Source organism: Providencia sp. wls1914 (assembly GCF_009706645.1).
Classification (GTDB): domain Bacteria; phylum Pseudomonadota; class Gammaproteobacteria; order Enterobacterales; family Enterobacteriaceae; genus Providencia; species Providencia zhijiangensis.
The window spans coordinates 226282-239543 of sequence record NZ_WLUN01000008.1; the positions used below are offsets into that span (position 1 = coordinate 226282).

9 protein-coding genes, 4 tRNA genes and 3 pseudogenes are annotated in these 13262 nt (G+C 44.2%); 6 read left to right on the forward strand and 10 right to left on the reverse strand.

Annotation, left to right across the window (positions count from 1 at the left end; all coding sequences use genetic code 11):
- Nucleotides 1-47: 47 nt before the first annotated feature.
- From yigB to lptM, 5 genes are read right to left on the reverse strand one after another with little or no spacing between them, the layout of a single operon-like run.
- The gene (gene yigB / locus GKR74_RS07230) at nt 48-764 is read right to left on the reverse strand and encodes a 5-amino-6-(5-phospho-D-ribitylamino)uracil phosphatase YigB (RefSeq protein ID WP_154603076.1); all 717 of its coding nucleotides are present in this window, start codon (nt 762-764) and stop codon (nt 48-50) included.
- On the reverse strand, nt 764-1693 hold the full coding sequence (gene xerC, locus GKR74_RS07235) for a tyrosine recombinase XerC (protein ID WP_154603077.1): 930 nt from the start codon (nt 1691-1693) through the stop codon (nt 764-766). Before xerC ends, yigB begins: the two co-directional genes overlap by 1 nt.
- Nucleotides 1675-2379, reverse strand: coding sequence for a DUF484 family protein (locus GKR74_RS07240; RefSeq protein WP_154603078.1), 705 nt, complete (start codon nt 2377-2379; stop codon nt 1675-1677). Before GKR74_RS07240 ends, xerC begins: the two co-directional genes overlap by 19 nt.
- 27 nt (nt 2380-2406) lie before the next feature.
- Entirely contained in the window at nt 2407-3231 is an 825-nt protein-coding gene (gene dapF, locus GKR74_RS07245) for a diaminopimelate epimerase (protein ID WP_181478845.1), read from the reverse strand.
- A 21-nt stretch (nt 3232-3252) separates the two neighbouring features.
- The gene (lptM, locus tag GKR74_RS07250; protein ID WP_036948849.1) at nt 3253-3432 is read right to left on the reverse strand and encodes an LPS translocon maturation chaperone LptM; all 180 of its coding nucleotides are present in this window, start codon (nt 3430-3432) and stop codon (nt 3253-3255) included.
- A gap of 217 nt (nt 3433-3649) precedes the next feature.
- Here lptM and cyaY point away from each other — a divergent pair, with 217 nt between their 5' ends.
- Nucleotides 3650-3967 carry an iron donor protein CyaY gene (cyaY, locus tag GKR74_RS07255; protein WP_006658190.1) on the forward strand — a complete coding sequence of 106 codons (318 nt, stop codon included), beginning with the start codon at nt 3650-3652 and terminating at the stop codon, nt 3965-3967.
- A gap of 36 nt (nt 3968-4003) precedes the next feature.
- Here the strand turns inward: cyaY and GKR74_RS07260 are convergent.
- A pseudogene (locus tag GKR74_RS07260) lies at nt 4004-6625 on the reverse strand (class I adenylate cyclase).
- Nucleotides 6626-7241: 616 nt separating this feature from the next.
- Here GKR74_RS07260 and hemC point away from each other — a divergent pair.
- From hemC to GKR74_RS07285, 5 genes and pseudogenes are all read left to right on the forward strand, one after another.
- Nucleotides 7242-8231, forward strand: a pseudogene (hemC, locus tag GKR74_RS07265) (hydroxymethylbilane synthase).
- Nucleotides 8183-8938, forward strand: a complete 756-nt coding sequence (locus GKR74_RS07270; protein ID WP_154603082.1) for a uroporphyrinogen-III synthase — start codon at nt 8183-8185, stop codon at nt 8936-8938. The pseudogene hemC and the gene GKR74_RS07270 overlap by 49 nt, the downstream one beginning before the upstream one ends.
- A gap of 3 nt (nt 8939-8941) precedes the next feature.
- Nucleotides 8942-10096, forward strand: a pseudogene (gene hemX / locus GKR74_RS07275) (uroporphyrinogen-III C-methyltransferase); the annotation flags it as partial.
- Nucleotides 10097-10209: 113 nt separating this feature from the next.
- Nucleotides 10210-11409: a protoheme IX biogenesis protein HemY gene (gene hemY / locus GKR74_RS07280; RefSeq protein ID WP_154603084.1), complete on the forward strand. Its 1200-nt coding sequence runs from the start codon at nt 10210-10212 to the stop codon at nt 11407-11409.
- 223 nt (nt 11410-11632) lie between these two features.
- The gene (locus tag GKR74_RS07285) at nt 11633-11863 is read left to right on the forward strand and encodes a DUF4014 domain-containing protein (protein WP_006658197.1); all 231 of its coding nucleotides are present in this window, start codon (nt 11633-11635) and stop codon (nt 11861-11863) included.
- Nucleotides 11864-12659: 796 nt separating this feature from the next.
- Here the strand turns inward: GKR74_RS07285 and GKR74_RS07290 are convergent.
- The 4 genes from GKR74_RS07290 to GKR74_RS07305 form a co-directional block, all read right to left on the reverse strand.
- A tRNA-Pro gene (locus GKR74_RS07290) sits at nt 12660-12736 on the reverse strand.
- A 43-nt stretch (nt 12737-12779) separates the two neighbouring features.
- Nucleotides 12780-12865 (reverse strand) — tRNA-Leu (locus GKR74_RS07295).
- 16 nt (nt 12866-12881) lie between these two features.
- Nucleotides 12882-12957: transfer RNA gene (locus GKR74_RS07300), tRNA-His, on the reverse strand.
- Nucleotides 12958-13036: 79 nt separating this feature from the next.
- Nucleotides 13037-13113 (reverse strand) — tRNA-Arg (locus GKR74_RS07305).
- Between the last annotated feature and the right edge of the window lie 149 nt (nt 13114-13262).

A 13262-nucleotide genomic window follows, 5' to 3' on the forward strand; every position in this document is an offset into this window, starting at 1 on the left:
GACAGTAGCGGCTATTACCACCACTGTATTTTTATACAGAGAAAGGATTATACCAATGACAAGAGAGAATCCAACCGACAAATTTCCACATGAGGCAATATGCGCCCCTCTTTCTCATCCATTAACGTCATATGATCCACGTTGAACCAGCAAGCTTGCATACCGCTATTAATCGCCCCTTCTACGTCTGTCAGCAGATTATCCCCAACATGTAAAATGGCACTCGGCTCGATATTCAAGCGTGTAGAGGCAAGATGGTACATATCGCAGCATGGCTTAGAACGCCCATCAGGCCCAGCTTTTAATACAAACTGAAAATATTGCCCCAACCCACAGGCTTGCGGCTCTGCGTTTCCATTCGTAATCGCCACCAGCGGTAATTTTTCGGCTAATTTTGCTAGCGTTTCATGGGTGGATTGCGGGACATGAATTTGATTACGCCAGTAGGTAAAGTGCGCCATAATATCGTCTGCACCTTTGAGGGCATCCTCTTTACTATAACCATAGTGGCACAGCATCATTTTCGACGATAACCAGCGCCAGCGGGTAATATCATGGCGAATATCCGGCTCTTGTTCTTCCACAAGATAGCGAAATGCATAAATATCATCGTTCGTAAAATGATGAAAACGCGGGTCATATTCACGAATAAACCGTAAAACTTCTTCTTCCGTTTTATCAATCACGGGATGGTTGTCGTACAACGTATCATCCAAATCAAACGTCATCGCTTTGATGGGTGATAACGGACGGTAAAAGTGCATTAAGATTTCTCCCTCTTCGCTCGCGGATGTGCCACATCATAAACATTAGCGAGATGTTGGAAATCAAGATGGGTATAGATTTGGGTGGTAGAGAGATTAGCATGACCTAATAACTCTTGAACCCCACGTAAATTACCACTTGATTCGAGAATATGAGTTGCAAAAGAGTGACGTAATTTATGGGGATTTATATGGCTATTCACCGCTTGCTTGATGCCCCACTGTTCAAACCGCTTTTGCACATTGCGATTCGAGATACGCTTACCACTTTTCGTGGAAATAAATACCGCGCCATCGACAGGCTCGTACAATTCACGCATTTCAAGCCAGCGTTTTAGCCAGCTCACTGCCGTTTTTCCTAGGGGAATTTTGCGTTCTTTGCTGCCTTTCCCCATCACCCAAACCTCACCTAAATTGAGGTCAAGGTGCTTCACATCCAAACCAACCAGCTCAGAAAGACGTAATCCCGCGCCATACATCACTTCCAGCATGGTTCTATCTCGCACCACGAGCGGGTCGCCACTGTCCATATTCAACAATTGGGAAACTTCGTCCACATCCATATTTTTAGGCAGACGTTTTTTTGCTTTAGGAGCATGAATAGTTTTAACTGGGTTTGCTGGTAATTCCCCTTGCTGCACCATCCAATCGCAGAAACTACGTAGCGCGGAAAGTCTTAATGCCATGCTCGCTGCTTGCAAGCCGGTTCGGCGACTTTTTGCGGCAATATTGCGCCCCACCGCCATATCCAGCTGCTGCCATTGGCTCACTTTCAGTTCACCTAAAATTTGGCAAACCGAACCTAATTGGCGGCGATAATTCGTTATCGTGACCGGACTTAACCGGCGCTCAACGCGGAGATAACGTAAGAAGGCTTCCACTTGAATCATCAGCCCTTCGGGCTGAATGTCTACAGGCGTTCTATCCATTGACATAATAACCTCGGTAGAATTTGAGCCACTTTTTCCAGCATTACTGTGCCCATGCCATGTTGATAGTGTTCACGGTCACGGCTGGTAAATATCACCATACCGGATTCCCCATGATGCCCAAACAGCGAAATCGCCACTGAGCCCACATTTTGGGCATCTGGAAGTAAAAGCTGGAGCTCAGGGCCATTTAGTCGACCAAGATAATTGAGGTTATCCCCAAAACGCTGAATACGTACGGGTTCAAAAACGCGGCGTGGGAGCACCAATTCGTAGGCATCCAATGGTGCAGATAATCGCCAGCTATCACTAAACAGGCGTACAGAAGCCCCCGATAGCCCGAGCTTTTTAGCCCAGCGATTCAACACAAACAGCATCTCCCGCAAACTATTTGCGGAAGACATTTCAATGACGAGATAAAGAAGCTCATCGAACAGTTGCCCATTTTCGTGGGCTTGTTCCACCATAAAGCGGATGTCCTGTTCGAGATTTTTGATTTTTTGACGTTGACGACTCATCACCAATTCAGGAAGCGAGATAGCCTCCTGCACGGCATGAGGAACCTTGATATGTTCAGCAAGAGACACATTGCGAATAAAGAAATAAGGGTTCTGTTTTAAATATTGCACCACATCTTGCTCATCAATTAACTGAGCAATCTCTGGCACTTGTTCACGCTTATCCATTATTCCCCTCTTTACACTCAATCAAGATTAAATTTGGATCACTCCATCATAAACATGGGTCGCGGGCCCTGTCATATACAACGGTGATCCGGGGCCTTCCCAACTAATATCGAGGGAACCGCCCGGTAAATCAACACGAACACGGTTAGCTAATAAGCCCTGTCCTACTCCCACGGCAACCGCGGCACATGCACCACTCCCGCACGCTTGAGTTTCCCCCGCACCACGTTCATAAACACGTAAGCGAATATAGTCCGCGCTAACAATTTCCATAAAACCAATGTTGGCACGTTCAGGGAAGCGTTCGTGGCTTTCTAACGCAGGGCCTAAAACCTCCACTTCAGCGGTTTGCACGCTGTCCACTTGTACCACACAATGCGGGTTACCCATGGAAACAACACCCGCAAACACTGTACGTTCTTGTGCTCGAATAATATAGGTCTTTTCCGCTTTCACGGCACGAAACGGGACGTTTTGCGGTTCAAAATCAGGCTCGCCCATATTCACACAAACATCATCATTTTCATTAATTGTGAGAGTCATACGCCCAGATTGGGTGCTCACTTTAATTTTCTGCTTGTTTGTCAGACCTTTTAAACGGACAAAACGTGCAAAACAGCGTGCTCCATTGCCACACTGTGCAACTTCACTGCCATCTGCGTTAAAAATACGGTAATGGAAATCGAGATCAGGATCATAAGGGGCTTCGACCAGTAAAAGCTGGTCAAAACCGACGCCAGTATGCCTATCCGCTAAACGGCAAATCAGTTCAGGTGAAAAATAGACGTTCTGAGTGACACCATCCACCACCATAAAATCATTGCCTAAGCCATGCATTTTTGAGAACTGCAATTCACGTTCCATAACAGAGGCTTACTGTTTGGTCGCTGCAGGCTCTTGGTTCGAGCTGCTTGGAGCTTTAGGTTGCACATCAGATTTAGCAGGCGCTGCTGCGTTGTCTTCAGGCGGAAAATACAACGGCCCTTTTAAGCCACAGCCAGAAAGGGTGAATAAAACGAGAAGTGCGCTAAGTCCAAATAAACTTTTTTTCATTATGATGTTTCGCCTGTAAGACTAAATTTTGCAATTTGATATTTCACACAGTAACAGGTGTCGCTTTTCAAATCACGCCTGTTTATCAAACATATTAATATTATATACGTTAAATAATTCAAATGGCATCTCACAAGTAAGATGTGCGCCGTTTGACCCTTGAACACATTCAACCCTATAATTTCGCCTAAATAAAAGTATAAACAGGAAATACATCATGAACGATAGCGAATTTCATCAGTTAGCAGAGCAATTGCTCAGCTCGATTGAAGAGCATTTAGATAATTACGATGGCGATGCGGATATTGATAGTGAAATTAATGGCGGCGTCATGACCTTAAGCTTTGAAGATGGCAGCAAAATCATCATCAACAAACAAGAAGCCTTCCACCAAATCTGGTTAGCAACCAAACAAGGTGGCTATCATTATGATTATAAAGATGGAAAGTGGATCTGTGACCGCTCCGGTCAAGAATTTTTGTCCATGCTGGGCAATGCGATTACCTTCCAAAGCCACTTCCCATTCTCGTTCTAAACACGCGCATCAAAAATCACAGGCAGAGTCTATAACTTACTCTGTCTGTTTTTTATCATAATAAAATCAATAGTATTGAGCGTGCTGTTTAGAATGGTCTAGCTGTTCAGACTGGTTTAATTGTGGTGCCGAGGGATATTCGTCATCCTCTTCATCTTCAGTAAATGGCCAAGTCGCATCAGAGAAGACAATAACTTGTTTTTTACCGTCTTCTTCCACAATTTGATAAAACTGCGGCAAATTGAAATTGATAAAGTTAGCGCCGTAGGTAAAACGGTCATGGGAGGAAGAGTAGAATTTACTGACATCGCGCACCAGCTCTTCTTTGGAACCTTCACAATGAGAGTAAATTTCCACGCGATTCGCTTCATCCAATACGTAGATATTAAACCCTGTATTATCGGACGTATTCTCAAAGAAAAACTGCACAATCCCTTCACTGGCATAGCCATCCACAACCGCAGGAAGATGATTATCCCCTTTCGCTTGTAATTTTACCGGCCAACCATGCAGCTTGTTATGGGAGATTGCGCCGTAGAACTCAACGGCATTTTCGAGTTTTTGTACAGAGACGTTTAAGCGTTCAAAGAACAGGCCCCATGTTTGCCCTGCAATGCGTAATGCCTTAAAGCGACCAGGTTCATGACGATTGCTGGATAAGCGCAATTCAATGCATTCAGACACTAATTGCTGTACGCGAGTACGAATAAGCCCACGTAAATGCTCGCTATAACAGAATACTTCAACCGCTTCTGGTGGTGCCGCATCTTGATGCATTTTACCGAGGATGGTTTTCAGCGCTTCTAACATGCACTGCTCACCGCTGAAATGTAAGGTACGAACCTCATTCCATGAATTGCGATACAGAAGATCGATGCTGCTTATCAAACACTGCTGAGATTCACCAAAACTGAAAATATCCAGTTTTCTGAAATCCACATGCACCACCTGCTCAGAATAGACCTGTGTCGGGTCTTTTTCTAAGTTAACGATGATGGCTAAGTGGCGGATTTCACACGGGCTATACAGCGCTTTAGGGGTTGGAGCAGGCAATCTTATTGGAAAATGGCTCGATACATCATGCATTAATTCCAGTAACTTACGTTCATCACATTGGGATTTACCATGATGCATATGGACTTGCGTATTTTCAGTCAGTAACCCATTAAAATAGGCCCATGCCACCAGCTTATTCAAATAGCGGTTATATTCTAACGGTTGATGACCGATAATCGTGTCAATTTGCGGCGCTTGGTTATACAGATACCAGCCACTACGATTTGCGCGCCCTTCTGGCACATAAATAAATGTCAGGTGCTCTTCGCTAAGATCCGGTGAAATTTGTGGATTGACTAACGTCACTTTACCCGGTAAAGCTTCAAACGCAGCATATAACTTACGGGTTAATACCCCAATATCTTGTGGGCTAGCACTAACACTTAAATTATTACGACGGGCAAATCGAATTAAGTTACGGTAGCTTTGCATCATCGTATCGAGCAGCTCATTATGCGCTTCACGCACACGCTCAATTTTCCACTGGCTACGCGTATCTAACAACGCCAGACGCTCGGCGCTCCATCCCCACGACTCCACTAACTGGGACAGCACATCACGGCGCCAACCGGAACATTGGTCACCTTCATCTTCAGAAAGTTTTTCACAGACTTTTAAATAGAAACAGCGACGAATTAAATCCAAACGCGTGGAATCATTAATTTCAGTCAGATAACGGGTAACGCGCTCCAACATCAAACAGTATGAATCCAATCCATAACAGACGATTTCACCGGCATGTAAATGGCGTTTAAACTCCAACGCTAACAACTTGCCGTGCGGATAATCCCAAGAGTAGGACTCCAGCAAAATACTTTTCAACACCGCTTTATACGGGGAATCGACGCTTTTATATAGCTGCCACAAACTGGCACCAAAGTATTCCGCGGCTGACAATTCACCGAGGCCGCCTAAATCCAGCCATTCGTTCGGTGTCAGTACCCCTTGAGCATACAGCCCCATGACATATTCGTCATAATGTTGCTCTTCTTCAACAGGCACCATTGTCCATAACAGACGTTTCCCAGCCATACGTACCGCTGTACGGTAAAACTCATCCAGCAATAAAATATGTTGTGTGGAACCACAATCTTCACCACCAAGATGCCCACTCGCATTATGGCGAAAACGATTTTCATCGATTAAAAATACGGTGACATCAATGCCCAGCGAGGCTGCCCACTGTTCAATTAGCGTACACTTTTTCTGTAAAGATCGTTTTTCTTCGTTATCTAACCAAGAAGGATGACAAACCCACACATCAATATCAGAGCAGTGGCTTTGCCCCACAGAGGAGGTACTGCCCATTGAGTAAATGCCTGTAATTGGCAATTCACCATTAGCTTGGTTGTTTGTGGATAAGAAGCGTTCGAAAGGTTGTAACCATTTGAGTTGTTCTGCATCTGGCGAGAAGAAACAGACGCCATGAGGAACGTTGCCTTCAATATAACCCGGCATCATTGGATGATGATAATGAAACAAGACCGGCAGCAAGCTGTAAACCTTCGAAAAGGTTTCACTCATAGAAGCCGTCGCGCGTTCCAACCGTAATTGGTTTATCGCATCAAGTCTTTGCTTTAAAGTTTCAATATAGAGGTACAAAGGTTACGCCTGACTGAAAGAATGTAATGACAAACCTGGGGGAATTTTCCCAGCACCCAACAGATAGAGAAAAACTTAAATTACTTTTCAAAGGGATTGTCGGAAACGTGATCAATTTAACACCTTGGAGCAAAAGGGTAAAGTAGATCACATAATTTTTCCCGTCTATTTTTAGTACAAATTATTTTTCAACATATTGTATAAAAAGACTTTTTATTTTTGCATCGCGGAAATATCCCTTGTTTTTCAATGGAATAATATCACCATCATGGATTGTATAACAAAAAAGCAGCCTTAATCTAAATTCAGCCCAGTGCTGGCAGGGTCTACGCTTACACGCTTCAACAAAATTCCTGCAAAATAATGCCTATTGCAGTCCTAAAAAAGCACGAATAGCTAAAGAAATTTGTTATGTAGATCCTTTTTTAAGTCATTTTTTTCCAAGAAGCTCACAAAAAAGATGTAAAAAAGCGAACTTCACTTGATACATCTCATTCGTTCTTTCTTCTTATATTGCTCATTCTGCGACCAACTGGAAAAATTACCGCTAACATGTTAAAACTAACGCCAATTGTATGGTTAATCTGCGGCGATATTCGCCTGAGAAAACAGTGAAATGACATCAACAAATATCGTGCGTATCGCAACGCGTAAAAGCCCTCTTGCTCTATGGCAAGCTTATTTCGTAAAAGCAGAATTAGAGCAACGCCATCCCGGCTTACAGGTAGAGTTAGTCCCAATGGTCACCAAAGGGGACATTATTTTAGATACCCCATTAGCGAAAGTCGGTGGAAAAGGTTTATTCGTCAAAGAATTAGAGCTAGCTTTACTTGAAGGTCGCGCGGATATTGCCGTTCACTCGATGAAAGACGTGCCTGTAGAGTTCCCAGAAGGGTTAGGCTTAGTCACCATTTGTGAGCGCGAAGACCCACGAGATGCCTTCGTTTCTAACCATTATGCCAATATTGATGCACTCCCAGCGGGCAGCATCGTCGGTACATCCAGCTTACGCCGTCAGTGCCAGTTACGAGAATTACGTCCAGATTTAGTTATCCGTGACCTACGCGGCAACGTCGGTACCCGCCTGTCTAAACTCGACAATGGCGAATACGATGCCATTATCCTTGCGGTGGCAGGTCTAAAACGCTTAGAACTCGATGAGCGTATCAAAGCCGCACTGGAGCCAGAGCAATCTTTACCCGCTGTTGGACAAGGCGCCGTAGGTATCGAATGCCGATTAGATGATAAACGGACCCGTGACTTACTCGCAGCATTGAATCACGATGAAACCTCCGTGTGTGTCCTTGCTGAACGCGCAATGAACATGCGCCTTGAAGGTGGTTGCCAAGTCCCTATTGGGAGCTATGCTATTTGGCAAGAGGATAAAATCTGGTTACGCGCGCTCGTCGGTGCCCCAGATGGTAGCCAAGTCATTCGTGGAGAACGCTTAATCGCGCCTGCCGACGCAATCCAAGCCGGTATTTCTCTCGCGGAAGAGTTGCTTGATAATGGTGCTCGGGAAATTCTCGCGGAAGTCTATAAAGGCAATGCACCCGCATGAGAGTCCTTGTTACTCGCCCAGAGCCATCAGGCTCCGCGTTGATAACAGCCATTAATGCTACAGGGGGGCAGGCTTATCCGGCTCCCTTAATTACGATTGAAGCAGGTGCACAGCTCAACACTTTGTGCTCTCGCTTAGATGGATTATCGGAAAACGACCTCGTCTTTCTTTTATCTAAAAATGCCGTCTGGTATGCAAATTTAGCATTGGAACAAACAGGACGAGACTGGTCAGATAAGTTATCCTACTATGGTATAGGACAATCTACAGGTCACTATTTTCAGCAACTAACAGGACAAACTATCCGTTGGGCTGAAGCAGGAGAAACCAGCGAGGTGTTACTCACCCACCCTGGCCTGCAAAATTTAGTGGGGAAACGAGCCTTACTCTTGCGAGGTAATGGCGGTCGCGAACTCCTTGCCTCAACACTACGCACCCGAGGTGCAGATGTTGATTACTGCGAATGCTACGCAAGGCGACCTGTACACTATGATAAAACTGAGTTTAACCAAACTTGGTTTAACACGGATATCACCGACATTGTGGTTACAAGCGGTGAAATGTTGACCCTACTTAACGATTTGATTGCTGAAGATCTGCAACAATGGTGGTATTCCCGCCGACTACTGGTTGTCAGCGAACGAATTGCAGAAAAAGCCCGCCAAAGTGGGTGGCGTCGAGTCTGTGTGGCAACTAGCGCAGATAATCACGCTTTACTTGAAGCATTAATTTCAACCGATATGGGATGCTAATTTATGACGGAACAAGACAAAATTACCGATACTGTTAATGATGAAGCGGTGACAGAGAAAAAAGAAACTCGTCAGCCGACGCCTTCATCCAAACAGAAACGCCCTGGTCTTGCAGTCAGTGCGATCGCTATCGCCATTATCGTCGTCATGGGCGGCGGGATGTACTACTTTACTCAGCAAAGCAATGCACAATTGGTTCATGACAATAACCAACTGAAACAACAAGTCAGTGAATTAGTTGAACAACAAAATGCCGATAGGCAACGTGTGGATGCGCTTATCGCGACCAACACAGAGCTGAAAAACCATGCGCGTGATTATGAAGATCAACTCAACCGTCGCATGCAAGAATTACAAGCTCACGTCACGGCACTTTCCAGTTCGGACGTAAAAAACTGGCTGATTGCCCAAGCTGATTTTATGGTGAAAATGGCTGGCCGCAAATTATGGAATGACCATGATCCTGTTACCGCTGCCGTACTACTCAAAAGCGCAGATACCAGTTTAGCGGAAATGAATGACCCGAGTTTGCTGGATATTCGTAAAGCTATCGCCAATGATATGAACAAGCTAGCTGCCATCAACCAAATTGACTATGACGGCATTATTTTGCGTTTGAATCAACTCAGTAATGATGTCGATAACTTACGCCTCGCTGATTTAAATAATGGCGATGCTCCTGAAGATACCGGCACTGATGTCAGTGACGATATTGCAGACTGGAAAGACAACCTCGCACGCAGCTGGAAAAGTTTCACAAGCGATTTTATCACCGTGCGCGCTCGTGATGGATCTGAAGCCCCATTGCTAGCCCCAAACCAAGATATTTATCTGCGTGAAAATATTCGCTCCCAATTGCTCATTGCAGCCCAAGCTGTACCGCGTTATCAAGAAGAGACATATAAACAATCTCTCGAACAAGCTTCTACGTGGGTACGCGCTTACTTCGATGTGGACGCACCAGCCACTAAAGCCTTTTTGACGGAACTCGATGATTTAATTAATCAACCGATTGATGCCGATATGCCTGAAGCTTTAGAAAGCCAAGCGAAGCTGGAAAAAGTGATGCAAACGCGAGTACGTAATTTATTATCTCAAAATCAAGAACCGACTGGCGTTTCCGAGGATGCCGCACTTGAGGCAGTAAAAGAAGCCGATAAAGCCGCCGACGAGACAACGGCTCCTGCAGATACGCAAACTAACAAACCGGACGTTGCCGTCGAAGCTCCCGTAACGGATGCGGCAAACGCCCCTGAGCATAAGGGGTGATCATGATTAAAGTCTTTGTTCTCTTTATCGTCCTGATTGCTGGCATTATCTTGGGTCCTCTATTAGCAGGGCACCAAGGCTATGTATTTATTCGTACCGATAGCTACGATATTACGACCAGCGTCACCAACCTTGTGTTGTGCTTTATCCTGCTGCAATTTGTTCTGTTATTCCTTGGATGGTGCTACCGCCGCTTTATGAGCACCACCTCACGGACAAAAGGCTGGTTCAGTGGCCATAAATATCAGAAAGCACACACTCAAACTCAAAAAGCCTTGCTCAAATTAGCTGAAGGAGATTTAGAGCAAGTTGAGAAATTAATGAGTAAGCACGCTGATTTCTCTCAGCAACCAGTGATTAACTACTTGATGGCCGCAGAAGCCGCCCAGCAACGTGGGGATAGTTATCGTACCCATCAATATTTAGATAGAGCGGCTGAAGCCGCAGGTAAAGATCAACTTCCCGTGGATATTAGCCGTGTTCGCATCCAATTGGCGGAAGGCGAAATTCATGCTGCCCGTAATGGCATCGACAAGCTACTCGACCAAGCACCACGTCACCCAGAGATTTTACGTTTAGCTGAACAAGCATACTTAGGTACTGGAGCATACCAAGCGCTCATTGAGCTGCTGCCGATTATGGCGAAAGTCCAATTACACAATGAAGATGAACTGGAAGCGTTAAAACTCAAATCGTACAAAGGACTCATGAACCAATGTATGGCTGAAGGTGGTAGCGATGGTTTGAAAAATTGGTGGAAAGCTCAGCCGCGTAAAGTTCGCCATGAAGTCCCTTTACAAGCTTTCTTAGCTGAGCATTTAATTGAATGTGGTGATACGCGCAGCGCAGAAAAAATGATCATCGATGGATTGAAGCAGCAATATGACGAACGTCTATTGTTGTTGATCCCGAAATTACAGAGCGAGCAGCCTGAAGCGATTGAAAAAATACTGTTAAGCCTCGTCAAACAATCTGGTGCGACACCATTACTCAATAGCACATTAGGGATCCTTGCACTTCAACATGCCCAATGGGAAAAAGCAGAAACCTACTTTAAAGCCGCATTGGCGCAGCGTTTTGATGCCTATGATGCTGCTTGGTTAGCCGATGCTTATGACAAGCTACACAAACCGAATGAAGCAGCGAAAATTCGCCAAGAGGCGCTCACTCACTCCCTCAAGCAAGAGCGAGCAAAAGGATAAATTTTTAATTCATTCATTAAGCTTTGATCTAAAACGCCTCCTAGCCCGAGGCGTTTTTTATGTCTACAGTTTGGACCTTTACTATTTATCTCAAAAAGATAGTCTCTGAGAGCGTCACTTTTAGCGAATCAAGGCAAACCGCATATTGCTATATTATAAAAGGGTCACATAGTGTATAAATAATCGTATACATTTTCGTTTTGAATGAATTCAGGATAAAGATATGAATGTAGTGAAAACTCTCTGGCGTTGGATTGTAGCGAGCCAAAATCGTTTACAGATCTTTTTTGACCTGCTACTTCTGATTTTATCCCCGTTTATTTTTATTTCGATCATTGGCTTCAATACTGCCGATCTGAATAAAGATATCTTTATTATTACCTTTATTATTATTGCCTATACCTATGTGACTCGCTGGATCAGCAAGTGGTTAAGCAAAGAGAAAAAAGCGTAAGCGAGAAGATAATGTTTCTTTCCTAATGCTCATCTGGTTAGGAAAGAAAATGACAACCCAAGATTGATACAAAAAAAAACACCTGCCTAAGCAGGTGTAAATAACAATCAGGTCTACAGACGGATGGTGCCTCACTCAACGTTTCGCCCGTTCGCTGATGGTAAGAGGATTAACTCTTGATCATCTAAATTGGACAATAGGCACCGATAATCGGCTTTGCGTCATCCCTGGGTTTATGAAGCTAGGCTGTCATAATAAGTGGGATGAGCATCTACATAATAGATAATGCAGAATGCGTGCCAACTTTCAAATCACCCAAAATTTTTCTTTTCTCAACCCGCAACTACCCTGCTTTTAAACGATATTTTTATTTCTTACTTATTGTGATTTTTTAATACCTCATTCTGACTAAATTCCATTCTGTTCGATTCAGCTATTTTGTCTCAATTTAGAGACAGCTTAGAATGCCTATTAATTTATTCATATAAATCAATCATTAAAGTGTCTCTTTTTGACGACATGGAAATAGGGGTTTGTATCGGATCTGCGACAAATATTTTTATTGATTAAAAACATAATGTTATAAACACATTCAGATAAGAACCATTCTTGTTAAAAGCGATACCGGAGATATCAGAATAAAGATAATAAAAAAACAGATTCAAGGATAAAGATAAGAAGATAAGAAGATAAGAAGATAAGAAGATAAGAATACGGAAGGGAAAATAACCAGGTTAAAAATTATTACAGTTTTAAAATGCAAAAACCCCGCTCGATTGAGCGGGGTTCTTTAAATTGGTCGGCGAGAGAGGATTCGAACCTCCGACCCACTGGTCCCAAACCAGTTGCGCTACCAAGCTGCGCTACTCGCCGAAATTTAACTGCTTAAGGCAGTAACTCGACATCATTTTTTTCGTGGTGCGAAAGGGGGGACTTGAACCCCCACGTCCATAGGACACTAACACCTGAAGCTAGCGCGTCTACCAATTCCGCCACCCTCGCAATGTCACAAAAAAAATGGGGTGGCTAATGGGACTCGAACCCACGACAACTGGAATCACAATCCAGGGCTCTACCAACTGAGCTATAGCCACCATAACTTCACTTATTTCAAAGTGTTGTCATACTACTACATACAACTTTGCTTTGCCACCGTAGCTTGTCACCTTTTGATGGTGCGCCCGACAGGATTCGAACCTGAGACCTCTGCCTCCGGAGGGCAGCGCTCTATCCAGCTGAGCTACGGGCGCTTAACGCCGTTGCGGGAGAGGATAGTACGGATTTATCCCCCTGCTGTCTAGTCCTTTTTTCAATAAAATTATCGATTGCTTGCCTTTTATCCATTTCGTCGAGAAAGAGAGCATTTTTTCCCTCTTTCTCGTCTATTAGATGAAATTTT

What these genes read in the sequence shown, in the direction of transcription:
- cyaY (WP_006658190.1), top strand. Translation starts at nt 3,650, where the DNA reads ATGAACGATAGCGAATTTCATCAGTTAGCAGAGCAATTGCTCAGCTCG.
- xerC (WP_154603077.1), bottom strand. Translation starts at nt 1,693, where the DNA reads ATGGATAGAACGCCTGTAGACATTCAGCCCGAAGGGCTGATGATTCAA.
- GKR74_RS07285 (WP_006658197.1), top strand. Translation starts at nt 11,633, where the DNA reads ATGAATGTAGTGAAAACTCTCTGGCGTTGGATTGTAGCGAGCCAAAAT.
- yigB (WP_154603076.1), bottom strand. Translation starts at nt 764, where the DNA reads ATGCACTTTTACCGTCCGTTATCACCCATCAAAGCGATGACGTTTGAT.
- GKR74_RS07240 (WP_154603078.1), bottom strand. Translation starts at nt 2,379, where the DNA reads ATGGATAAGCGTGAACAAGTGCCAGAGATTGCTCAGTTAATTGATGAG.
- lptM (WP_036948849.1), bottom strand. Translation starts at nt 3,432, where the DNA reads ATGAAAAAAAGTTTATTTGGACTTAGCGCACTTCTCGTTTTATTCACC.
- GKR74_RS07270 (WP_154603082.1), top strand. Translation starts at nt 8,183, where the DNA reads ATGAGAGTCCTTGTTACTCGCCCAGAGCCATCAGGCTCCGCGTTGATA.
- hemY (WP_154603084.1), top strand. Translation starts at nt 10,210, where the DNA reads ATGATTAAAGTCTTTGTTCTCTTTATCGTCCTGATTGCTGGCATTATC.